Below are 19,464 nucleotides of genomic sequence, written 5' to 3' on the forward strand. Positions count from 1 at the left end.
AAAGGAATAAACGAAATCGAAAAGGGGAGTGCTGGCCGGGCCGGCGCCGCCGTTACAGCGGGCCCGGCCGTGCCGCCGTCACAGCGGCAGCTTGATGAGCTCGTCGACCGCGCCCATCACCTTGTTGCGCACCTGCATCAGCATCGAGAAGGACAGGCTGGCCTCCTGGCTGGACAGCATGGCGCCGACCAGGTCGTCGCTGCGGCCGGCGTCGACGTCGGCCATTTTCTGGGCCGCCATCTGGTCGTCGTTGTTGACCCGGGTCACAGCGTCGCGCATCGATTGGGCGAACGAGAAGGAACTGTTGTTGCCGGCACCGCCGGCGTGGCCCGCCAGATCGGCGAACTGGGCGGCCGGCGCCACGGCGCTGCCCGACAGGTCGGCCGCGGCATTGGTCAGGGTAGCCAGATCCGCCTGGATCAAGCTGGCAAAGTCATTGGCCATATCCACCTCCACTTAATTGCATCGTTGCTCACACATGGCTACCATAGCCCCATGCCGGCCATATCCTGTCGTTGCCAGGCTCATGCACTGGCTGCGACGCGTGTAAAAGCGGACTCAGGGAATGATACATGCTGGAAATTAGTTCGGCGTACCGGCGTGCAGCGAAACAACAAAAAAGGCTGTGCTTGACACAGGAAAACGACAGAATTTCCTTTTTAATCATGGACTAAGCACACCGCAGACTATTTTTGTTGCAGCCTCGCGGGAAGCGGGTCATGCTACGAATAAGCTTACTAGCTAGCAACTTTTCTGTAAAGCCTTAATTGGTGGGATTTGGTGATATTGATGCATAGCAACATCAACCGTTTTCCTGTAAGCTTGGCGACCGTCAACTTCCTAGCTACGGCAACGGTTTTTAAGCTAGGATGTGGCATGCGGTGACGCTATGGCCCTTGTACGGCCCGGTGTACCGACCGCGTACCGATCAGATCCTATATGACCACCATAAAACAGACTGCGCAACATCAAGTCCTGGACCCGTGCCTGCTGGGCAGGCCGGTGCACAGGTTGCCCGTATTCGCCGCCCAGCTCAAGGAAGACCTGCGCCAGGCCATGCGCCTGAACGTGAACCGCCGCTACTGGGGCAGCTTCCAGGTCGACGGCGTGGAGTTCAGCCGCCTGGGCGACGCCGACGGCAGGCTGCGCTGGACCAACTTCTCCGCGCCGGCCGGCAATATCGCCTTCGCGCTCGAGCGCAAGGTGCTGCTGGCGGTGCTGAACTATCGCTACGGCCGCGCCAAGAGCGACGCCTCGGCCGACGAGGCCGGCGTGAAGCTGACCGCCACCGAGGAGCGCCTCGCTGTGGTGCTGGGGCAACAGTTGGCCGGCACCCTGGCCGGCCGCATCGAGCTCAATTTGCCGGCGCTGGACAAGCCGGCCGGCGCGGACGACGGCTTCAAGCCTTCGCCGGGCGTGTCGCCTGCCAAGGGCGGCTGGATCATCAGCGTCGCGGTCAGCGACCCCGACAGCGCAGGCAGCGCGCCGCTCAGCGGGCGCTTCTTCTTCGCGCTCGACAAGGAACTGATGGCCAGCGTGCTGCGCGGCCTGCAACCCGAGCGCGACCAGCGCCGCGCGCTGCGCAACAGCACGCCGCTCGCGGCGCGCCTGCCGGTGTCGCTGCAGGGCCGCCTGGTCAGCAAGGAAATGCAGCTGGGCCAGCTGTTCGACCTGCAGATCGGCGACGTGATCCCGATCACCATGCACCGGGCCGAAGTGCTGCTCGACGACTCGCGCCTGTTTACGGCCGCCGTGAGCGAGCACAAAGGCAAGCTCTGTTTAACCTCTTTTGAAGACGTCGAATAAACCCATGATGAACATCAACGCAAACAGCACCAGCGACGCGCTGCTGGAGGACATGTCGGAAGAAATGATCATCGACCAGGTCAGCAGCGACCTGGCCGACGTGGCGCCGGCGCGCAGCGCCCGCGACCGCCGCGAACTGCCGCAGATGATGCGCAAGATCCCCGTCACGCTGACCCTGGAGGTGGGCTCGGCCCGCATCTCGCTGCAGGAACTGATGGCGATCGGTCCGGACAGCGTGGTCGAGCTCGACCTGCTGGCCGGCGAGCCGCTGATCATCAAGGTCAACGGCACCGCGATCGGCCGCGCCGAGGTGGTGGTGGCTGGCGAGAACTACGGTTTGAAGGTAATCGACCTGGACGGCCTGAATCTCGACATGATGGCGCCATGACCCTGGCGTTGCGCGGGCGCACGCCCGGCGCCTTGCTGCTGTTGTGCCTGGCCGGCCTGCTGTGCAGCATGCCGGCGCACGCGGTCGACCTGCTGGCCAATGTGGTGCCGGGGGCGAAGACCGAGCTGACGGTCAAGACCCAGATCCTGATCATCATGACCTTGCTGGGCTTGCTGCCCATCCTGGTGATGATGATGACCAGCTTCACCCGCTTCGTCATCGTGCTGTCGCTGCTGCGCCAGGCCCTGGGCCTGCAGCAGGGCTTGCCCAACCGCGTGGTCACCGGCGTCGCGCTGATCCTGACCCTGCTGGTGATGCGGCCGATCGGCGACCAGGTCTGGAAGGACGCCTTCGTGCCCTACGACCAGGACAAGATCGGCCTGGAGCAGGCCTTGAAGATCGCCGAGGCGCCCATTTCGCGCTTCATGCTGGCCCAGACCAGCAAGGCCGCGCTCAAGCAGATCGCCCACCTGGCCGGCGAGGACAAGGTGGACAAGCCGTCCGAGCACGCCTTCACCGTCAAGCTGGCCGCTTTTGTGCTCTCGGAGCTGAAGACCGCGTTCCAGATCGGCTGCCTGCTGTTCATCCCCTTCCTCATCATCGACCTGGTGGTGTCCTCGGTGCTGATGGCGATGGGCATGATGATGCTCTCGCCGCTGGTCATTTCATTGCCCTTCAAGCTGCTGCTGTTCGTGCTGGTGGACGGCTGGACGCTGACCGTCAACACGCTCGTGACCAGCATCCAGGCCTATTAGCGGAGCGACCAGACATGCTGACTCCCGACATCGCCGTCGACCTGATCGTCGAATCGCTGCACATCGTCATGGTGCTGGTGCTGGTGCTGGTGGTGCCCGGCCTGATCATGGGCCTGCTGGTGGCGCTGGTGCAGGCCGCCACCCAGATCAACGAACAGACGCTGAGCTTCTTGCCGCGCCTGCTGGTCACCTTGCTGGCATTGATCCTGGCCGGGCGCTGGATGGCCGGCTACCTGATGGATTACTGCGTGTCCATTTTCACCCGCGCCGCGACACTGGTAGGGTAGGGCGGAGCGGCCATGGAATCGGTGCTGGCCCAGTTGCTGCCTCTGCTGAACGCCTGGTGGTGGCCCTTCGTGCGCGTGCTGGCGGTGCTGAGCGCCGCGCCCGTGGTGGGCGAGGCCATGATGCCGGTGACGGTGCGCATCCTGCTCGCGCTGGTGCTGTCCATTTTGATGCTGCCGCTGACCCAGAACGCGCTGTCCATCGACCCGATGTCGCTGCAGGGCGTGGCGGTGACGGTGGAGCAGGCCGTGATCGGCGGCGTGCTGGGGCTGGCGTTCCACTTCAGCATGTCGGTGATGATGGTGCTGGGCTACCTGGTGTCGAGCCAGATCGGTTTTTCGATGGCGGTGATGAACGACCCGGTCAACGGCCAGTCGTCGGACGTGGTGTCGGCGCTGCTGTCCATGCTCACCATCATCGTGTTTTTCGCCATCGACGGCCACCTGGTGATCGCCGGCGTGATCGGCGGCAGCTTCCAGGCCTGGCCTCTGGGCGGCGGCTACAACCCGCTGCTGCTGCAGACGGTGGCCTGGAACGTGGCCTGGATTTTTGCCGCCGCCATGCTGCTGGCGGTGCCCATCGTGTTCGCCACCATGGTGGTGCAGATCGGCTTCGGCTTCCTGAACCGGGTGGCGCCGACCATGAATCTGTTCGCGCTGGGTTTTTCGGTGATCACCATCTTCGGCCTGCTGATGCTGGGCCAGGTGGTGCGCTTCATCCCTGAGCACTACATCCGCATGACGGGGCGGGTGCTGGAAATGATACGGCAACAGATGCAGGTGGCCCACCATGGCTGAGAGCAGCACCGGCGACAAGTCAGAAAAGGCTTCACAACAGAAGCTCAAGAAGTCGCGCCAGGAAGGGCAGGTGGTGCGTTCGCGCGACCTGGCGACCGCGCTCGGCATCCTGGTGACCTTGAAGCTGTTCATCTGGCTGCTGCCCAGCTACCTGACGGACTTCCGCGAGCTGTTCCACCAGAGCTTCGCCCGCTTCGACAGCCAGGGCGCGCTGGAGAACACGCTGTCGACCATTTTCATGACGTCGATGTGGCTGCTGATCAAGATGCTGCTGCCGCTGTTCGTGGTGCCGCTGTCCATCGTGCTGGGCGCCATGGTGCCGGGCGGCTGGGTGTTCTCCAGCAAGCACTGGGAGCCCAAGCTGGAGCGCTTCAGCCCGATCGCCAACCTGGGCCGCCTGTTCACCGGCAAGCATGCCTTCGAGTTCGGCCTGTCGCTGGCCAAGGCCAGCGTGCTGATCTGGGTGCTGGTGCACGTGGCCACCACCAGCATGGGCGGCTACACGCGGCTGCAGGGCATGCCGCTGAACGAGGCGCTGCTCAATGGTTCGGCGCTGATGCTCGACGGGCTGATGGCGCTGGTGTCGGTGTTCATCATGTTCGCCATCCTGGACGTGCCGGCGCAGGCCTTTTTCTTCGCCAAGAACCAGCGCATGAGCAAGCAGGATTTGAAGGAGGAGTACAAGAGCAACGAGGGCCGGCCCGAGGTGCGCCAGCGCATCCGCCAGCTGCAGCGCGCGCTGTCGCAGCGCGCCGCGCGCAAGACGGTGCCGAACGCGGACGTGGTGATCGTCAACCCCGAGCACTACGCGGTCGCGCTCAAGTACGACGAGGACCGCGCCGAGGCGCCCTATGTGCTGGCCAAGGGCGTCGACGAGATGGCGCTGTTCATCCGCCAGATCGCGCAGGAACACGAGATCGAGATTTTGCCCCTGCCGCCATTGGCGCGGGCCATTTACAATACCAGCCAGGTCAACCAGCAGATTCCGGTGCAGCTCTACCAGGCCGTGTCGCAAGTGCTGAATTATGTGTTGCAGCTGAAGGCCTTCCGTGCCGGACGCCGCAACGCCGAGCCTAATTTCCCCAATGAAGTCGCCGTGCCAGCTTCCATGAGTGAGGTCAAACCCGCATGAATCTCCTGAACAAGATAATCGCAGAGATGCGCCGTCACAAGTTCGCCACCCCGCTGTTCGTGATGGCCATCCTGGGGATGATCATCCTGCCGCTGCCGCCGGTGCTGCTGGACGTGTTGTTCACCTTCAACATCGTGCTGGCGCTGATCGTGATCCTGGTCAGCGTGTCGGCCAAGCGGCCGCTCGACTTCTCGGTGTTCCCGACGGTGATCCTGGCCACCACCCTGATGCGGCTGACCCTGAACGTGGCGTCGACCCGGGTGGTGCTGCTGCACGGCCACCAGGGCACGGACGCGGCCGGTAAGGTGATCGAGGCCTTCGGCAACGTCGTCATCGGCGGCAACTTCGTGGTCGGCATCGTGGTGTTCGTGATCTTGATGATCATTAACTTCGTGGTGGTGACCAAGGGCGCCGAGCGGATTTCGGAAGTGTCGGCCCGCTTCACGCTGGACGCCTTGCCGGGCAAGCAGATGGCGATCGACGCCGACCTGAACGCCGGCCTGATCAACCAGGAAAAAGCCCAGGCCAGGCGCAAGGACGTGGCCAACGAGGCCGACTTCTACGGCGCCATGGACGGCGCCTCGAAGTTCGTGCGCGGCGACGCCGTGGCTTCCATCCTGATCCTGATCATCAACATGGTCGGCGGCGTGGCGATCGGTTCGCTGATGCAGGACATGTCCTTCGGCGACGCCTTCCGCCAGTACGCGTTGCTGACCATCGGCGACGGCCTGGTGGCGCAGATCCCGGCGCTGCTGCTGTCGGCCGCCTCGGCCATCCTGGTGACGCGCATCAGCGACGCCGGCGACTTCGAGGACACCGTCAAGGGTCAGCTGCTGACCTCGCCGAGCGTGATCGGCGGCGCGGCCGGCCTGATGGCGGTCCTGGCCGTGGTGCCGGGCATGCCGTGGCTGATGTTCATGACCTTCGCGCTGGCGCTGGGCTATGTGGCCTGGCGTTTGAGCCGCCAGGTCAAGGTGCCGGACACCAGCGCCATCCAGGCCATCGAGGCCGCGCTGCGCGAGGAGAAGGCGCCCGAGCTGGAGTGGCAGAGCTTGCCGGCCGTGCAGCCGCTGCAGCTGTCCTTGGGCTACAAACTGGTGGGCATGATAGACAAGGCCCACGGCGAACCGCTGAGCAAGCGCGTGCGCGGCGTGCGCCAGAGCCTTTCCGAGGCGATGGGCATGGTGCTGCCGCCTATCGGCGTGCGCGACGACCTGGGCTTGAAGCCGTCGCAGTACGCGGTCATGCTGAGCGGCAGCGTGGTGGCGCAGGCCGAGGTGTTCCCGGACCGCCTGATGGCCATCCCGTCGCCCACCGTGTACGGCAAGATCGACGGCATCCCCGGCGTCGAGCCGGCCTACGGCATGCCGGTGACGTGGATCGACGTCAGCGAGAAGGCCAACGCGCTCGGGCTGGGCTACCAGGTGGTCGAGGCGCCGAGCGCCATCGCCACCCACGTCTCCAAGCTGATCCGCGAATACCTGCCCGAGCTGTTCCGCCACGAGGACGTGCCGGCGATACTGGAACGCCTGACGGCGCTCTCGCCCAAGCTGGCCGGCTCGCTCGACAAGGCGCTGACCCACACCCAGCTGCTGCGCGTGTTCCGCGTGTTGCTGGCCGAGAACGTGTCACTGAAGGACATCGTGCCGATCGCCACCACCTTGCTCGACAGCTCGGAGACCACCAAGGACCCCATCCTGCTGGCGGCCGAGGTGCGCTGCGCGCTGCGGCGCCAGATCGTCACCGGCCTGTTCGGGCAGAAGTCCGAGATGCTGGCCTTCAACCTGGGCGGCGAGCTGGAGAACATGCTGCTCGGTTCGCTGAACCAGGCCCGCCAAAGCGGCAAGGTGGTGCTGGACAACTATCCGATCGACCCGCACCTGCTGGCCCAGCTGCAGGTGAACATGCCGGTCGCGCGCGAGCAGATGAAGCAGCAGGCCACGCCGCCGCTGCTGCTGGTGCTGCCGCAGATCCGGCCGCTGCTGGCGCGCTACGCGCGATTGTTCGCGCCGGGATTGAACGTGTTGTCGTACAACGAGGTGCCCGAGAACCGCGAAGTGAGCATTATCGGCACGGTGGGCTAGGGCATGTCATTCCCGTGCAAACGGGAATCCATGGGGCGTATGGAAGTTGAGTATGGTTGGTTTCCCGTTTTCACGGGAATGAGCTGTCTCAGGCCGACTCGGAGAACAGGTCTTTGGGCTGCTGCGGCTGGGATAGCAGCACGGCCGTCTCGGCCATGGCCTTGAAGATGGACTGGGTCAGCATGGCGGTCTGGACCCGGGTGGGATTGTTGTATTCCTCGCGCACCGGCGCCAGTTCGCGCATCAGGTGGCAGCGCACCAGGGTCAGGCCGTTGCGGGTGACGATGGCGGCCAGCTCGGGCAGCATTTCGCGCATGAAGGCCATGCTGGCGTTCTGGTTGGCGCCGATCTCCAGCACCACGCCCTCGCCGGCCGGCTCCATCTGCACCAGCACCTTGCCCAGGCCTTCCAGATGCAATTCAAGCCGGATCGCCACGCGCGCGCGGCGGCGGCGCGGCTCGTCCGGCTGGCCGGGGTCGCGCGAGACCACCCGCAGCACCAGCTTTTCGGCGCCCCAGGCGTAGACGGCGAAGCGCCAGGTTTCCATTTCGTTCAACAGCTGCGGCGCGGCGCGGCCCTCGCGCATGGCGGACTGGCCGTGCTCGGTCATGAACAGGCCGGACGGCAGGCGGCGGCCGTGGGCCTGCTCCATCAGCGCGGCGCGCTGTTCGCCGTAGGTGCGCACCATCACCGCCCAGGACATGGCCATGGTGGTGGCGTCGGGCTGCTGCCAGACCAGCTGGCGCGACATCTGCAATTGATCGGGACGCAGCGCGGCGGGGTCGGCCAGGCTGGCGGCCTGCGCCTGCGCGGCGTTGGCGAACGAGCGCAGGCCCGGCTGGGCCAGCAGGGCTTCCTGCGCGTCGGCCACGACCACGCCGCCCAGTGCCTGCGACAGGCCCGGGGGCAGCGAAAAGCTGGCTTCCTCGCCCGGCACGTTGGCCACCGGCGGGATCGCCTGGTTCTGGCCTGGCTGCTCGCGCACCATCCTGTCGTGGATGTTGAGCGATGGGGCGGAAGGCGTAAGTCGTTCTATTGCCATAGAGTAAGCTCGTATTGCCTACAAATAAAAAAAGCCAACCGGCAGTCCGGTTGGCTCTAGTCGTCCCGGGCGCGCGAGCACCCGGGAAGCCCTGGCTATTACTGCAGCAGGGACAGAACCAGCGAGGACTGGCTGTTGCTTTGCTTCAGCATCGCGGTGCCGGCTTGCAGCAGCATCTGGCTCGAGGTCATCGAAGCGGACTCGGAAGCGAAGTCTACGTCCATGATACGGCCGGTTGCGGTTTTGGTGTTGGTCGAAATGTTCGACAAGTTGTTGTAGACGTGGTCCAGGCGGTTCGAGATCGCACCGATTTTCGAACGCAGGGTCGATACCGAGTTGATGGCGTCGTCCAGGTCGCTGATGGTGCCGTTGGCCAGGGCCGAGCCTGCTGCAGCGCTGGCAGCGCCGCCGCCCACTTCGCTACCAGGTGCGGCCATCGCCACGCCGGTTGCGCCATCATAGCCTGCGGACACGGCCAGCAGCGTGGTGTGCACGTCGGTCAGTTCGGCCGACATGTCGCCGTCCATGGTTTCTGACTGGTCGGCGCCGATCTGGAAGGTCACAGCGGCCGACAGCTTGCCGGTGCCGCTGGTCAGCAGCGCGGTGCCGCCGAACTTGGTGTTGGTCATGATGTTGCTCAGTTCGTTGGTCAGCGAGTCGAACTCAGCCTGGATCGCGGTCTGGTCGTCCGCCGTCGACGAGCCGTCGGCTGCCTGGGTGGCCAGGTCTTTCATGCGGACCAGGATGTTGGTGGTCTCGTCCAGCGCGCCTTCGCCGGTTTGCAGCATCGAGATCGAATTCTGGGTGTTGCGCATCGCCATCGCCATGCCGCTGGTCTGTGCTTTCAGACGGGTTGCAATCTGCAGGCCTGCAGCGTCATCCATTGCCGAGTTGATGCGGTAGCCGGTGCTCAGACGAGTCATCGACGTCGACAGGTTATCCTGCGTGCGGGAGATCGAATTTTGTGCGGACAGGGCCGCGGCGTTGGTGTGAAGGCTCAGCATGAATAACTCCTGGTAGGTGGGTTCGATTCAGAGCAGCGTTGCTTTATTTGCGCTCTCCCAAGTACAAGACGACCAATCCGAAGCGGACATTAAATGCTTTAGAGAAATTTCGTGAAAAATATTTCGTCATGGACGATTATGGCCCGAAACGCACAACAGCGCAGGCCCGGGGGAGCGCTGCGCTGTTGTTTTATTGCCAGCCTACATGCTTGTTACATGTTCGGATAGTTGGGGCCGCCGCCGCCCTCCGGCGTGACCCAGACGATGTTCTGGGTCGGATCCTTGATGTCGCAGGTCTTGCAGTGCACGCAGTTCTGGGCGTTGATCTGCAGGCGGTCCTGGCCTTCGTCCGTCTTGATGAACTCGTATACCCCGGCAGGGCAGTAGCGCGCTTCGGGACCTGCGTACTTGGACAGGTTGACGGACACCGGCACGCTGGCGTTCTTCAAGGTCAGGTGGATGGGCTGGTCTTCTGCGTGGTTGGTGTTCGAGATGAACACCGACGAGAGGCGGTCGAAGGTCAGCTTGCCGTCCGGCTTGGGATAGGCGATCGGTGCGTAGTTGGCGGCCGGCTTCAGGCATTCGTGGTCGGCGTGGCTGTGGTGCAAGGTCCACGGCGCCTTGCCGCGCAGGATCAGCTGGTCGATGCCGGTCATCACGGCACCCAGGTACAGGCCTTTGCTCAGCCAAGGCTTGACGTTGCGCGCCACGTGCAGTTCCTCGTGCAGCCACGATTGCTCGAAGGCGACCGGGTAGGCTGCCAGTTCGTCGTGCTGGCGGCCTGCGCCCAGGGCGTCGAACGCCGCTTGCGCGGCCAGCATGCCGGTCTTGATGGCGGCGTGCGAACCCTTGATGCGGCTCATGTTCAGGAAGCCGGCGTCGCAGCCGACCAGCGCGCCGCCCGGGAACACCAGCTTGGGCAGGCATTGCAAACCCCCTGCCGTGATCGCGCGGGCGCCATAGGAAATGCGCTTGCCGCCTTCGAAGAAGCTCTTGATGGCAGGGTGGGTCTTGTAGCGCTGGAATTCCTCGTACGGCGACAGATAGGGGTTCTCATAGTTCAGGCCGACCACATAGCCGACCATGACCTGGTTGTTTTCCAGGTGGTACAGGAAGGAGCCGCCGTAGGTCTTGCTGTCCAGCGGCCAGCCGGAGGTGTGCACCACCAGGCCGGGCTGGTGTTTGGCCGGATCGATTTCCCACAGTTCCTTGATGCCGATGCCGTAGGACTGCGGGTCCTTGCCCTTGTTCAGGTCGTACCTGGCCATCAGCTGCTTGCCCAGGTGGCCGCGCGCGCCTTCGGCGAACAGCGTGTACTTGCCGTGCAGTTCCATGCCCAGCTGGAAGTCCGGACCGGCTTCGCCGTCGCGCTTGACGCCCATATTGCCGGTGGCGATGCCCTTGACCGAGCCGTCGTCGTTGTACAACACTTCGGCGGCGGCGAAGCCGGGGAAGATCTCCACGCCCAGCGCCTCGGCCTGCTGGCCCAGCCAGCGCACCACATTGCCCAGCGAGATGACATAATTGCCGTGGTTCTCGAAGCAGGCCGGCAGCAGCAGGTTCGGCGCCTTGTAGGCCTTGCTCTCGGTCAGGAACAGGAAGCGGTCTTCGGTCACCTCGGTGTTCAGCGGTGCGCCCAGTTCCTTCCAATTCGGGATCAGCTCGGTCAGCGCGCGCGGGTCCATGATGGCGCCCGACAGGATGTGCGCGCCCAGTTCGCCGCCTTTTTCCAGCACCACGACCGACACTTCCTGGCCTTTTTCCGCGGCCAACTGCTTGAGTTTGATGGCGGCCGAAAGGCCGGCCGGACCGCCGCCGACGATGACGACGTCATATTCCATCGCGTCGCGGGGGCCATACTGTTCTACGAGATTTTGTGTCATGGTTTTTATATAAAAGTATTGCGGGATTCTACGCCGACTGCTCGCACGGCTCTAATAATTAGCACGAGTGTGCTTCTTTTTGCCGGGTTTGGCAATATGCGCGCCATTTTGCGGGACAATCTTAGACGCCGCAATCTAATACTGGCATTTTGTGTAATGATTACGATCAGACAGCGGCGGCGCGCGGAGCTTGCACAGGCTCGCGCGGCGCCGGTCATGATAACAACGGATACAGGGAGTAGCGCCGTGGGCATAGAAGTGAACTTTGAAGGCAAAATCGCGCTGATTACCGGCGCTTCCAGCGGACTCGGCGCCCGCTTCGCCAAGGTGCTGGCGCAGGCGGGCGCGCAGGTGGTGCTGGCGTCGCGCCGCATCGAGCGGCTGAAGGAGTTGCGGGCCGAGATCGAGGCGGACGGCGGCGCGGCCCATGTCGTGGCGCTGGACGTGACGGACTACGCCAGCATCAAGTCGGCCATCGCGCACGCGGAGACCGAGGCGGGGCAGATCGACATCCTGGTGAACAATTCAGGTGTGTCCACTACGCAACGTTTGGTCGACGTGACGCCGGAGGATTACTCTTTTGTGATGGACACGAACCTGCGCGGCGCCTTCTTCGTGGCGCAGGAAACGGCCAAGCGCATGATCGCGCGCGCCAAGGGAGACCCGAAAAAGCAGCACCGCATCATCAATATCGCGTCGGTGGCGGGCTTGCGGGTGCTGCCGCAGATCGGCGTGTACTGCATGAGCAAGGCCGGCGTGGTGCAGATGACCAAGGCGATGGCGGTGGAGTGGGGCAAATACGGCATCAACACCAATGCCATCTGTCCGGGCTACATCTCGACCGAGATCAACGAGGACTATTTCGCCAGCGAACCGGGCCGCAAGCTGATCGACATGCTGCCGCGCCGCCGCCCGGGCAAGCCGGAGGACCTGGACGGCTTGCTGCTGCTGCTGGCCGGCGACGATTCCCACTTCATCAACGGCGCCGTGATCTCGGCTGACGACGGCATGACGGCGATGTAGTTTCTACAGCTGCACACCCACCAGCTTGTGCACCAGCTCGGAGGAGGTGGCCGCCTCGAACTTGCGCATCAGGCGGGCGCGGTGCATTTCGACCGTGCGCGGGCTGAGGTCGATCTGGCGCGCGATCACCTTGCTGGTCTTGCCTTCCACGAGCAGGGCGGCGATTTCGCGCTCGCGGGGGGTCAACTCGGCCGTCACAGGCCGCTTTTCACTCACATCCTCGAAGGTCCAGATGCCCGGTCCCAGCGGTTCGCGCGCCTTGAGCGCGTGGCCGGTGACGTGGCACCAGAACAGCTCCCCGTTCGCGCGGCGCATGATGCGCTCGTCCGAATAACGGCCCTTGGCGTTCATGATGGGGATGATGCGGTCGCCCGTGCGCTGGAACTCGTCCGGCGTGGGATACAGCAGGCAGAACGATTTGCCCACCAGCGCCTCGCGCGTGTAGCCGAACATGCCGGCCAGCGCCTCGTTGCAGGACTGGATGGCGCGGTTCTCGGAAATGCACATCCCCACAGGCGCATGCAGGAAGATGGTTTCGTAGTCGATCGCGAGCGGTGCATTCATCGGAGCCTGGCCGGTAGTTCTACGGTATTGTGGTTTCACAGTGCGTATTCTATGCTGATACCCCATGTGAACAACAGTGCAAGCTTATCAAAACATAAGGGGACGTGTATGAATAAAGTTTATCCCGATGCCGCAGCCGCCCTGGCCGGTATTGTGCAAGATGGGCAAACCATCGCCGTCGGCGGCTTCGGCCTGTGCGGCATACCGGAAGCACTGATCGCCGCGCTGCGCGACAGCGGCGTCAAGCAGCTGACCGCCATTTCCAACAACGCCGGCGTCGACGGCTTCGGCCTCGGCCAGTTGCTGGAGACGCGCCAGATCCGCAAGATGATCGCCTCCTACGTGGGGGAGAACAAGGAGTTCGCGCGCCAGTACCTGGCCGGCGAGCTGGAACTGGAATTCACGCCGCAGGGCACGCTGGCCGAGAAGCTGCGCGCCGGCGGCGCGGGCATCCCCGCCTTCTTCACCAAGACCGGGGTCGGCACCATTGTGGCCGAGGGCAAGGAAATCCGCGAATTCGATGGCGAGCAGTACGTGATGGAGCGTGCGCTGGTGGCCGATGTGTCGCTGGTGAAAGCATGGAAGGCCGACAAGGCCGGCAACCTGGTGTTCCGCAAGACGGCGCGCAATTTCAACCCCAACGTGGCCGCCGCCGGCAAGATCACCGTGGTGGAAGTCGAGCAGCTGGTGGAAATCGGCGAGATCGATCCGGACCAGGTGCATACGCCGGGAATTTTCGTGCACCGCATCGTCGTCAACGCGACGCCGGAAAAACGCATCGAACAGCGCACCGTGCGCGCCAACTGAGGAGACGGACATGGCATGGACTCGTGATGAAATGGCGGCCCGCGCGGCCAAGGAACTGCAAGACGGTTTTTACGTCAACCTGGGCATCGGTTTGCCTACAATGGTGGCCAACTATGTGCCATCGGATATCGAAGTGTTCCTGCAGTCGGAAAACGGCCTGCTCGGCATCGGCCCCTTCCCGACCGACGCCGAGGTGGACGCCGACCTGATCAATGCCGGCAAGCAGACCGTGACGGCGCTGCCGGGTTCGGCCTATTTCAGCTCGGCCGATTCCTTCGGCATGATACGGGGCGGCAAGATCAACCTGGCCATCCTGGGCGCGATGCAGGTGTCGGAGCAGGGCGACCTGGCCAACTGGATGATCCCTGGCAAGATGGTCAAGGGCATGGGCGGCGCGATGGACCTGGTGGCCGGCGTCAAGAAGGTGGTGGTGCTGATGGAGCACGTGGCCACCGCCAAGGACGGCAGCACTTCGCACAAGCTGCTCAAGAAATGCGACCTGCCGTTGACCGGCGTGGGCGTGGTGGACCTGGTCATCACCGACCTGGGCGTGATGGAAGTGACGCCGGCCGGCCTGAAGGTGACCGAACTGGCGCCCGGCGTGACGCAGGAGCAGATCGCCGCGGCCACCGGCACCGAGCTGGATTTTTCGGCCCTGTAATCGCGCAAGCCCTCATCGAAAGCACGCTGCGGCGTGCTTTTTTTATGTGCGCCCAGCATGGGAGCACTCTTGTGGGTGAAAGTCCCGCCGTGAGTTGACCACAGCGAGCGAAGTGAAGCGCAACTGCGGAAGGGTGACCGACTGCGGGAAGGAAGCGTGGAGCGAAACTGCGAGCCGATGAACAAGAACCGGATAGAAGGCGCTGCCAAGTAGGTCGAGCGGGCATAAAACCGCGAAGCTCTCGTGGTCAAAGCGAAGCGGCGTAGATCCGGCGGTTGTGCAGGGAAGGAGCGCGTTCTTACCTGGGGAGATCTCGCCTCATGCCTGAAAGGGCGACGTTGAGAAACGGCGCGGGAAGTCAGCAGAGGCCGTAGTAGCTGGATTTATTTTTCAGCGAAGGGCCCCCAACCGGCGCGGCGCGACCGTCTGATTCAGCTGGCACTGTTGCAAGTGCTGCAGCCGCTGATCGATCCTACCTTTAGTGAACACAGCCATGGATTTCGGCCCGGACGCCGGGCACGCGATGCCGTGCTGGCTGCGCAGCAGTATGTGCAGGAAGGCTTCCGGGTGGTTGTCGATGGTGACCTGTCCAAGTTCTTTGACCGGGTCATCCACGATATCCTGATCGACCGACTAAGGAAACGCGTGAGCGATGCCGGCATCATCCGGCTGGTGCGTGCCTACCTGAATGCGGGAATCATGGATAACGGCGTGGTGCTGGAACGGGTGGACGGAACGCCGCAGGCGGTCCGCTCTCTCCGTTATTGGCTAATGTGCTACTCGACGAGGTGGATCGTGAGCTGGAATGGCGAGGCCATCGCTTCGCTCGCTATGCCGACGACTGCAATGTGTATGTGCGCAGTCGGAAAGCTGACGAACGGGTAACGAACCTGCTCAAGCGGCAATACGACAAGCTGCACTTGAAGATCAATGAATCAAAAAGTGCGGTTGCCAGCGCGATTGGCCGCATGTTTCTGGGCTTATTCCCTTTGGGCCGCTCGGATAGGCGAGGTTAAGCGTAAGGTGTCGTGGAAGGCGCTGGAGACGTTTAAGCAAAGGATACGGCAGATTACACGCCGGACCGGACGCAGTATCGCCGAGGTGATCGATAAACTGCGCGGCTATGAGCTGGGACGGAAGGGCTATTTTAGATTGGCGCAGACGCCGACAATCTGGCGCGAGCTGGACATGTGTATGCGCCATCGGATGCGGGCTTATAATGGCCGCCCCTATGCCTATGCGCCAAGCAAGGCCGCGTTCGAGCAAGTGCGAGTCTCGCCGCAAGCTGATCATAGCTGCTGCAACTCCGAACGGCTTTGCACGGGGTCCCCAGAAGATAGCACAGGAACTATGATATGGTTTCCACTTGGAAATTTAATTAGGGTTTTTATGATACATAAGAGGATGATGGTTGGACTTGCCGGACTTGCTGCTTTGACCGTGGGTGGCGCGTCAGCCAGTGTGATAAGCCTGGATGCAAACGCGCTGGCGACTAATCGGGTGGTTGACTTCAATGAACTGCTCTTACCTACGGCAACTCCGGTGCTGTCTCAATTCGGTTCACAGGGCATTATGTTCTCAGGCCCAGTCTATGGTAACTCCTGCGCAATCAGCTCGCTCGGTAGTTACGCTAATTTTTCGGGAAATAAACTTTATTCGAAGTCGCATTGCTATCCTGAGAATGAGCCCCAGGTACAATTTTCAATGCGCCTAGACCATGATGTAAATCGATTTTCAATGGGAGTATATGCAATTGATAGCGCGCTCACGCGTGACACGTTGGAGTTGTGGCACGATGGAGGAAGGGTCACGAGCTTTTCGCTCTTCAATATTCAGAATAGTCTGCCATTTTGCACTACGCCAGCGTGCATAAGCGGTACCAATGCTCGCGGAATTCTAAATATTGACGGGTTGATTTTTGATGAATTTCGCTTTACCAAGATTGGTGACGATACCTCGTATCTAGTCTTTGACAACGTCGGTTTTACGTATGCTCCAACTGTTGTACCGCCGCGTTCGGTACCGGAACCGGGGACTGCTCTGCTCATTGCCCTGGGATTGCTGGGGGTTGTTCTCTTCCGGAAACGTGACGTCACCGAGGTCGGACGAGTGTGACAAGGTGGTTCGGATGTGCGCAAGCGGGGCAGTTCCGGCAACAGCCGGAGCGCGGAGAGGGGGCAGTTCCAGCAACGGAGCGGGGTCATCACCGACCTGGGCGTGATGGAAGTGACGCCGGCCGGCCTGAAGGTGACCGAACTGGCGCCCGGCGTGACGCAGGAGCAGATCGCCGCCGCCACCGGCACCGAGCTGGATTTTTCGGCCCTGTAATCGCGCAAGCCCTCATCGAAAGCACGCTGCGGCGTGCTTTTTTTACGGCTAAGGCGGCTGCTGTCGACTGCTTGATTCCTATCCGAGGATATTTGCGCTGATTTTTAGTCGGACGCATGCGGAGTGCAGGCGTCGGTCCCGGGTCCACAGTAACGGCGGCGGCTCAAGTAGAGCTGAAGCGAGCAAATGGACGTCAACAAACCCCAGACCCGTGCCAAACAGCCGATGACCCACGAGCACATGAAGGAAGTAGTCCTCATTCGCAACGATTGCCTGAGGTAATGATCGAAGTTCGTGCAGCGTGTCCTCGCGGTCCCGCAAATTGCCAACGGCAAGCTCACCTGTGACAAAGGGGTGAACCAAAATCTCGCCTGCGCCAAGGAAAGCTTTCATGAGCGGGTCGCGCTGGCGCAGATAATCCACCCAAACCGAGGTGTCGGCCAATATCATGCGCGTTTGGATCTGCGTCTAGGAATGTCGTCCAAGAATGGTTCAGATCCGCCTCTAAGGGCTAATTGCCGCGCCGCCTCACGTTGGACAAGGGCAGTAAGGGCTGTATGTATCAAGGCGTTGAGGTCCATAGGGCCGGCAAAGTGGAAGGCCTCTGCCAGCAATTTCTCATCTATTTCGACAAACGCTTTCATGATTTTCCTCCTAGCTTGCTCTATCAATGTAGCAGCAAGAGAGAAGGACAGCGATGACGGAACGCAAGCCGATCAGGACCTTGGCACTGCCTGCAGCGCCTTGCGCATGAAGATCGTCGCTTGCGGGTTGTCGTTGTAGCGGGCGCAGCGCAGGTAGCCGCGCCGTTCGTAGACGCGCAGTGCCGGGGCCAGGTCATCCTTGGTGTCGAGGTAGATCCATGCGGCACCGCCGGCCCCGGCGTGTTCTTCCATGGCGTCGAGCAGCGCCTCGGCGATACCCCGGCCACGGAATGCAGGTTGCACATACAGGCGCTTGCATTCGGTCGCGGCTGGCGTATCGGCCAGCGGCAGCGCGCGCAGGGCGACGCAGCCGGCCGGGGCGCCGTCCGAATACGCGATCCACAAGGCGCTGGACGGCTCGGACAGGAAGGCGGCGATGTCTTCCGGATTATCGCGCACCACCACGCCGATGGCGTCGAAATATTCATACAGCAGGGACTGGGCGTGCTCCAGGTCGGCGATCGCGGCGCGGATGATGTTCATGGCGGCATGGGTTATGGCAATGCCATGACTCTAACCGATCCGCCCGCCGCCCGCAAAACGTCGCGCCCCGGCCTCTCCCCGATGGGCCTGGCCGGTAACGCCGGCTTCGACGAGGTGCGCTATTTCGCTTTCGCCTCCGCCAACAAGCAGAGCGGCTTCAGCCCGGCGCGATCGATGAGGTGAGGGGAGGGGTGGGGTGCCGGAACCGGCGTCGCTGCTGTTGCTGGCCGTGGGCCTGCCGGGAATGACGACGGCGCGCAGGAAGCGCGCCGCCGGTGCTGCCACTACGTAGAATTAGCCTGCTTTTGCCACAGCCGCGATCGGTGCCGGAGCAGCTGCCGCGTTCTCGTCAACCGGAGCCGACGGGTTGGCCAGTTCGCGGTGCATGGTTTCCATGTCCAGCTCGTTTTCCCACTTCGACACCACCACGGTGGCCACACCGTTGCCGATGAAATTGGTCAGCGCGCGGCATTCGCTCATGAAGCGGTCGATGCCCAGGATCAGCGCCATGCCCGCCACCGGGATGGTCGGCACCACAGCCAGCGTCGCGGCCAGGGTGATGAAGCCGGCGCCGGTGATGCCGGAGGCGCCCTTCGAGGTCAGCATCGCCACCGCCAGGATGGTCAGTTCCTGGCCCAGGGTCAGGTCGGTGTTGGTGGCCTGGGCTACGAACAGCGCGGCCATGGTCATGTAGATATTGGTGCCGTCCAGGTTGAAGGAGTAGCCGGTTGGAACCACTAGGCCGACGACAGGCTTGGAGCAGCCCAGCTTTTCCAGTTTTTTCATCAGCGAAGGCAGTGCGCTTTCCGACGAGCTGGTGCCCAGCACGATCAGCAGTTCTTCCTTGATGTAGAGGATGAAGCGGCCGATCGAGAAGCCGGTGAACTTGGCGATGGCGCCCAGCACGATGAAGATGAACAGTGCGCAGGTCAGGTAGAACGAACCCATCAGCTTGGCCAGCGGCAGCAGCGAATCGATGCCGTATTTGCCGATGGTGAAGGCCATGGCGCCGAACGCGCCGATCGGGGCTACTTTCATGACCATGTTGACCATGCCGAAGATGGCGTGCGCCAGTTCGTCGATCAGTTTGGCCAGCGGACGGCCTTTTTCACCCATCAGCGACAGCGCGAAACCGAACAGCACGGAAATCAGGAGCACTTGCAGGATGTCGCCCTTGGCGAAGGCGTCGACCACCGTGTTCGGGATGATGTTCATCACGAACTCGATAGTGGTCTGGCTCTTGGCTTTTTCGGTGTACTGGGCGATGGCCTTGGTGTCCAGGGTGGTTGGATCGACGTTGAAGCCGTCGCCGGGACGCAGGATGTTGGCCACGAACAGGCCGATCACCAGGGCGAAGGTGGACACCACTTCGAAGTAGAGCAGGGCCTTGCCGCCGACGCGGCCGATTTTCTTGATGTCCTGCATGCCGGCGATACCGGCGACGACGGTGCAGAAGATTACCGGCGCGATGATCATCTTGATCAGTTTGATGAAGCCGTCGCCGAGCGGTTTCATGGCCACGCCGTTGGCCGGGAAATACATTCCCAGCAGCACGCCGCACAAGATGGCGAAGAGGACCTGTACGTACAGGACTTTGTAAAATGGTTTTTTCATGATCGTCTCCCTAAAATCTGAACTCCAGGGCTCCGATCATGATGGAAACGCTATATGCCAGCTATTGTGGGCTTCCCCATTGTTGTTAACCACATTGCGGTTAA

22 protein-coding genes and 2 pseudogenes are annotated in these 19,464 nt (G+C 62.5%); 15 read left to right on the plus strand and 9 right to left on the minus strand.

Features of this window, described 5'->3' with window-relative positions; all coding sequences use genetic code 11:
• Positions 1 to 78: 78 nt before the first annotated feature.
• Positions 79 to 444: a flagellar hook-basal body complex protein FliE gene (locus ACSQ8Y_RS06745; RefSeq protein WP_436265686.1), complete on the minus strand. Its 366-nt coding sequence runs from the start codon at positions 442 to 444 to the stop codon at positions 79 to 81.
• 495 nt (positions 445 to 939) lie between these two features.
• On the opposite strand from ACSQ8Y_RS06745, the gene ACSQ8Y_RS06750 reads away from it, so the two are divergent.
• From ACSQ8Y_RS06750 to ACSQ8Y_RS06780, 7 genes are read left to right on the plus strand one after another with little or no spacing between them, the layout of a single operon-like run.
• Positions 940 to 1,806 (plus strand): FliM/FliN family flagellar motor switch protein, encoded by an 867-nt coding sequence (locus ACSQ8Y_RS06750; protein ID WP_436265687.1) that lies wholly within the window; start codon positions 940 to 942, stop codon positions 1,804 to 1,806.
• A gap of 4 nt (positions 1,807 to 1,810) precedes the next feature.
• Complete coding sequence (locus ACSQ8Y_RS06755) at positions 1,811 to 2,194, plus strand: FliM/FliN family flagellar motor switch protein (protein ID WP_436265688.1); 384 nt, start codon at positions 1,811 to 1,813, stop codon at positions 2,192 to 2,194.
• The gene (fliP, locus tag ACSQ8Y_RS06760) at positions 2,191 to 2,949 is read left to right on the plus strand and encodes a flagellar type III secretion system pore protein FliP (RefSeq protein ID WP_436265689.1); all 759 of its coding nucleotides are present in this window, start codon (positions 2,191 to 2,193) and stop codon (positions 2,947 to 2,949) included. The genes ACSQ8Y_RS06755 and fliP overlap by 4 nt, the downstream gene beginning before the upstream one ends.
• A gap of 14 nt (positions 2,950 to 2,963) precedes the next feature.
• The gene (locus ACSQ8Y_RS06765) at positions 2,964 to 3,236 is read left to right on the plus strand and encodes a flagellar biosynthetic protein FliQ (protein WP_436265690.1); all 273 of its coding nucleotides are present in this window, start codon (positions 2,964 to 2,966) and stop codon (positions 3,234 to 3,236) included.
• A gap of 12 nt (positions 3,237 to 3,248) precedes the next feature.
• On the plus strand, positions 3,249 to 4,031 hold the full coding sequence (locus ACSQ8Y_RS06770) for a flagellar biosynthetic protein FliR (protein ID WP_436265691.1): 783 nt from the start codon (positions 3,249 to 3,251) through the stop codon (positions 4,029 to 4,031).
• A complete protein-coding gene (locus ACSQ8Y_RS06775) occupies positions 4,024 to 5,163 on the plus strand; it encodes an EscU/YscU/HrcU family type III secretion system export apparatus switch protein (RefSeq protein ID WP_436265692.1) in 1,140 nt (379 codons plus the stop codon). The genes ACSQ8Y_RS06770 and ACSQ8Y_RS06775 overlap by 8 nt, the downstream gene beginning before the upstream one ends.
• Positions 5,160 to 7,247: a flagellar biosynthesis protein FlhA gene (locus ACSQ8Y_RS06780; protein WP_436265693.1), complete on the plus strand. Its 2,088-nt coding sequence runs from the start codon at positions 5,160 to 5,162 to the stop codon at positions 7,245 to 7,247. Before ACSQ8Y_RS06775 ends, ACSQ8Y_RS06780 begins: the two co-directional genes overlap by 4 nt.
• Positions 7,248 to 7,335: 88 nt before the next feature.
• Here ACSQ8Y_RS06780 and ACSQ8Y_RS06785 read toward each other — a convergent pair whose 3' ends face one another.
• The 3 genes from ACSQ8Y_RS06785 to ACSQ8Y_RS06795 form a co-directional block, all read right to left on the minus strand.
• Positions 7,336 to 8,289: a hypothetical protein gene (locus ACSQ8Y_RS06785; RefSeq protein WP_436265694.1), complete on the minus strand. Its 954-nt coding sequence runs from the start codon at positions 8,287 to 8,289 to the stop codon at positions 7,336 to 7,338.
• A gap of 98 nt (positions 8,290 to 8,387) precedes the next feature.
• Positions 8,388 to 9,293: a flagellin gene (locus tag ACSQ8Y_RS06790; protein ID WP_436265695.1), complete on the minus strand. Its 906-nt coding sequence runs from the start codon at positions 9,291 to 9,293 to the stop codon at positions 8,388 to 8,390.
• A gap of 212 nt (positions 9,294 to 9,505) precedes the next feature.
• Positions 9,506 to 11,134 (minus strand): electron transfer flavoprotein-ubiquinone oxidoreductase, encoded by a 1,629-nt coding sequence (locus tag ACSQ8Y_RS06795; RefSeq protein ID WP_436269771.1) that lies wholly within the window; start codon positions 11,132 to 11,134, stop codon positions 9,506 to 9,508.
• A gap of 258 nt (positions 11,135 to 11,392) precedes the next feature.
• On the opposite strand from ACSQ8Y_RS06795, the gene ACSQ8Y_RS06800 reads away from it, so the two are divergent.
• Complete coding sequence (locus ACSQ8Y_RS06800) at positions 11,393 to 12,199, plus strand: SDR family oxidoreductase (RefSeq protein WP_436265696.1); 807 nt, start codon at positions 11,393 to 11,395, stop codon at positions 12,197 to 12,199.
• Positions 12,200 to 12,202: 3 nt separating this feature from the next.
• Here ACSQ8Y_RS06800 and ACSQ8Y_RS06805 read toward each other — a convergent pair whose 3' ends face one another.
• On the minus strand, positions 12,203 to 12,763 hold the full coding sequence (locus ACSQ8Y_RS06805; protein WP_436265697.1) for a LuxR C-terminal-related transcriptional regulator: 561 nt from the start codon (positions 12,761 to 12,763) through the stop codon (positions 12,203 to 12,205).
• A 108-nt stretch (positions 12,764 to 12,871) separates the two neighbouring features.
• Between ACSQ8Y_RS06805 and ACSQ8Y_RS06810 the strand changes: the two genes are divergently transcribed.
• The 5 genes and pseudogenes from ACSQ8Y_RS06810 to ACSQ8Y_RS06830 all read left to right on the plus strand — a co-directional run.
• Positions 12,872 to 13,570 (plus strand): CoA transferase subunit A, encoded by a 699-nt coding sequence (locus tag ACSQ8Y_RS06810; RefSeq protein WP_436265699.1) that lies wholly within the window; start codon positions 12,872 to 12,874, stop codon positions 13,568 to 13,570.
• Positions 13,571 to 13,580: 10 nt separating this feature from the next.
• Positions 13,581 to 14,231 (plus strand): 3-oxoacid CoA-transferase subunit B, encoded by a 651-nt coding sequence (locus ACSQ8Y_RS06815; protein WP_436265701.1) that lies wholly within the window; start codon positions 13,581 to 13,583, stop codon positions 14,229 to 14,231.
• A 408-nt stretch (positions 14,232 to 14,639) separates the two neighbouring features.
• Positions 14,640 to 15,479, plus strand: a pseudogene (locus ACSQ8Y_RS06820) (reverse transcriptase domain-containing protein); the annotation flags it as partial.
• Between the two features lie 489 nt (positions 15,480 to 15,968).
• Entirely contained in the window at positions 15,969 to 16,346 is a 378-nt protein-coding gene (locus ACSQ8Y_RS06825) for a PEP-CTERM sorting domain-containing protein (protein WP_436269772.1), read from the plus strand.
• An 84-nt stretch (positions 16,347 to 16,430) separates the two neighbouring features.
• Positions 16,431 to 16,559: pseudogene (locus ACSQ8Y_RS06830) on the plus strand (succinyl-CoA--3-ketoacid-CoA transferase); the annotation flags it as partial.
• 78 nt (positions 16,560 to 16,637) lie between these two features.
• Here the strand turns inward: ACSQ8Y_RS06830 and ACSQ8Y_RS06835 are convergent.
• The 3 genes from ACSQ8Y_RS06835 to ACSQ8Y_RS06845 all read right to left on the minus strand — a co-directional run bounded on the left by ACSQ8Y_RS06835 (position 16,638) and on the right by ACSQ8Y_RS06845 (position 17,746).
• Positions 16,638 to 17,009: a type II toxin-antitoxin system VapC family toxin gene (locus ACSQ8Y_RS06835; protein ID WP_436265702.1), complete on the minus strand. Its 372-nt coding sequence runs from the start codon at positions 17,007 to 17,009 to the stop codon at positions 16,638 to 16,640.
• Positions 17,006 to 17,203 carry a type II toxin-antitoxin system VapB family antitoxin gene (locus tag ACSQ8Y_RS06840; RefSeq protein WP_436265703.1) on the minus strand — a complete coding sequence of 66 codons (198 nt, stop codon included), beginning with the start codon at positions 17,201 to 17,203 and terminating at the stop codon, positions 17,006 to 17,008. Before ACSQ8Y_RS06840 ends, ACSQ8Y_RS06835 begins: the two co-directional genes overlap by 4 nt.
• Positions 17,204 to 17,275: 72 nt before the next feature.
• Complete coding sequence (locus ACSQ8Y_RS06845) at positions 17,276 to 17,746, minus strand: GNAT family N-acetyltransferase (RefSeq protein ID WP_436265704.1); 471 nt, start codon at positions 17,744 to 17,746, stop codon at positions 17,276 to 17,278.
• A gap of 24 nt (positions 17,747 to 17,770) precedes the next feature.
• On the opposite strand from ACSQ8Y_RS06845, the gene ACSQ8Y_RS06850 reads away from it, so the two are divergent.
• Positions 17,771 to 17,929, plus strand: coding sequence for a hypothetical protein (locus ACSQ8Y_RS06850; RefSeq protein ID WP_436265705.1), 159 nt, complete (start codon positions 17,771 to 17,773; stop codon positions 17,927 to 17,929).
• 13 nt (positions 17,930 to 17,942) lie between these two features.
• A complete protein-coding gene (locus ACSQ8Y_RS06855; protein WP_436265706.1) occupies positions 17,943 to 18,038 on the plus strand; it encodes a PEP-CTERM sorting domain-containing protein in 96 nt (31 codons plus the stop codon).
• A gap of 2 nt (positions 18,039 to 18,040) precedes the next feature.
• Here the strand turns inward: ACSQ8Y_RS06855 and ACSQ8Y_RS06860 are convergent, their stop codons facing one another.
• Entirely contained in the window at positions 18,041 to 19,363 is a 1,323-nt protein-coding gene (locus ACSQ8Y_RS06860; RefSeq protein ID WP_436269773.1) for a dicarboxylate/amino acid:cation symporter, read from the minus strand.
• Positions 19,364 to 19,464 lie beyond the last annotated feature (101 nt).

Source organism: Pseudoduganella sp. LjRoot289 (genome assembly GCF_964252925.1).
Taxonomy (GTDB): Bacteria; Pseudomonadota; Gammaproteobacteria; order Burkholderiales; family Burkholderiaceae_D; genus Rugamonas.

What these genes read in the sequence shown, in the direction of transcription:
- ACSQ8Y_RS06745 (WP_436265686.1), bottom strand. Translation starts at nt 444, where the DNA reads ATGGCCAATGACTTTGCCAGCTTGATCCAGGCGGATCTGGCTACCCTG.
- ACSQ8Y_RS06805 (WP_436265697.1), bottom strand. Translation starts at nt 12,763, where the DNA reads ATGAATGCACCGCTCGCGATCGACTACGAAACCATCTTCCTGCATGCG.
- ACSQ8Y_RS06845 (WP_436265704.1), bottom strand. Translation starts at nt 17,746, where the DNA reads ATGAACATCATCCGCGCCGCGATCGCCGACCTGGAGCACGCCCAGTCC.
- ACSQ8Y_RS06755 (WP_436265688.1), top strand. Translation starts at nt 1,811, where the DNA reads ATGATGAACATCAACGCAAACAGCACCAGCGACGCGCTGCTGGAGGAC.
- fliP (WP_436265689.1), top strand. Translation starts at nt 2,191, where the DNA reads ATGACCCTGGCGTTGCGCGGGCGCACGCCCGGCGCCTTGCTGCTGTTG.
- ACSQ8Y_RS06780 (WP_436265693.1), top strand. Translation starts at nt 5,160, where the DNA reads ATGAATCTCCTGAACAAGATAATCGCAGAGATGCGCCGTCACAAGTTC.
- ACSQ8Y_RS06800 (WP_436265696.1), top strand. Translation starts at nt 11,393, where the DNA reads ATGATAACAACGGATACAGGGAGTAGCGCCGTGGGCATAGAAGTGAAC.
- ACSQ8Y_RS06850 (WP_436265705.1), top strand. Translation starts at nt 17,771, where the DNA reads ATGACTCTAACCGATCCGCCCGCCGCCCGCAAAACGTCGCGCCCCGGC.
- ACSQ8Y_RS06835 (WP_436265702.1), bottom strand. Translation starts at nt 17,009, where the DNA reads ATGATATTGGCCGACACCTCGGTTTGGGTGGATTATCTGCGCCAGCGC.
- ACSQ8Y_RS06825 (WP_436269772.1), top strand. Translation starts at nt 15,969, where the DNA reads ATGGGAGTATATGCAATTGATAGCGCGCTCACGCGTGACACGTTGGAG.
- ACSQ8Y_RS06775 (WP_436265692.1), top strand. Translation starts at nt 4,024, where the DNA reads ATGGCTGAGAGCAGCACCGGCGACAAGTCAGAAAAGGCTTCACAACAG.
- ACSQ8Y_RS06790 (WP_436265695.1), bottom strand. Translation starts at nt 9,293, where the DNA reads ATGCTGAGCCTTCACACCAACGCCGCGGCCCTGTCCGCACAAAATTCG.
- ACSQ8Y_RS06840 (WP_436265703.1), bottom strand. Translation starts at nt 17,203, where the DNA reads ATGAAAGCGTTTGTCGAAATAGATGAGAAATTGCTGGCAGAGGCCTTC.
- ACSQ8Y_RS06815 (WP_436265701.1), top strand. Translation starts at nt 13,581, where the DNA reads ATGGCATGGACTCGTGATGAAATGGCGGCCCGCGCGGCCAAGGAACTG.
- ACSQ8Y_RS06810 (WP_436265699.1), top strand. Translation starts at nt 12,872, where the DNA reads ATGAATAAAGTTTATCCCGATGCCGCAGCCGCCCTGGCCGGTATTGTG.
- ACSQ8Y_RS06785 (WP_436265694.1), bottom strand. Translation starts at nt 8,289, where the DNA reads ATGGCAATAGAACGACTTACGCCTTCCGCCCCATCGCTCAACATCCAC.
- ACSQ8Y_RS06770 (WP_436265691.1), top strand. Translation starts at nt 3,249, where the DNA reads ATGGAATCGGTGCTGGCCCAGTTGCTGCCTCTGCTGAACGCCTGGTGG.
- ACSQ8Y_RS06750 (WP_436265687.1), top strand. Translation starts at nt 940, where the DNA reads ATGACCACCATAAAACAGACTGCGCAACATCAAGTCCTGGACCCGTGC.
- ACSQ8Y_RS06795 (WP_436269771.1), bottom strand. Translation starts at nt 11,134, where the DNA reads ATGGAATATGACGTCGTCATCGTCGGCGGCGGTCCGGCCGGCCTTTCG.
- ACSQ8Y_RS06765 (WP_436265690.1), top strand. Translation starts at nt 2,964, where the DNA reads ATGCTGACTCCCGACATCGCCGTCGACCTGATCGTCGAATCGCTGCAC.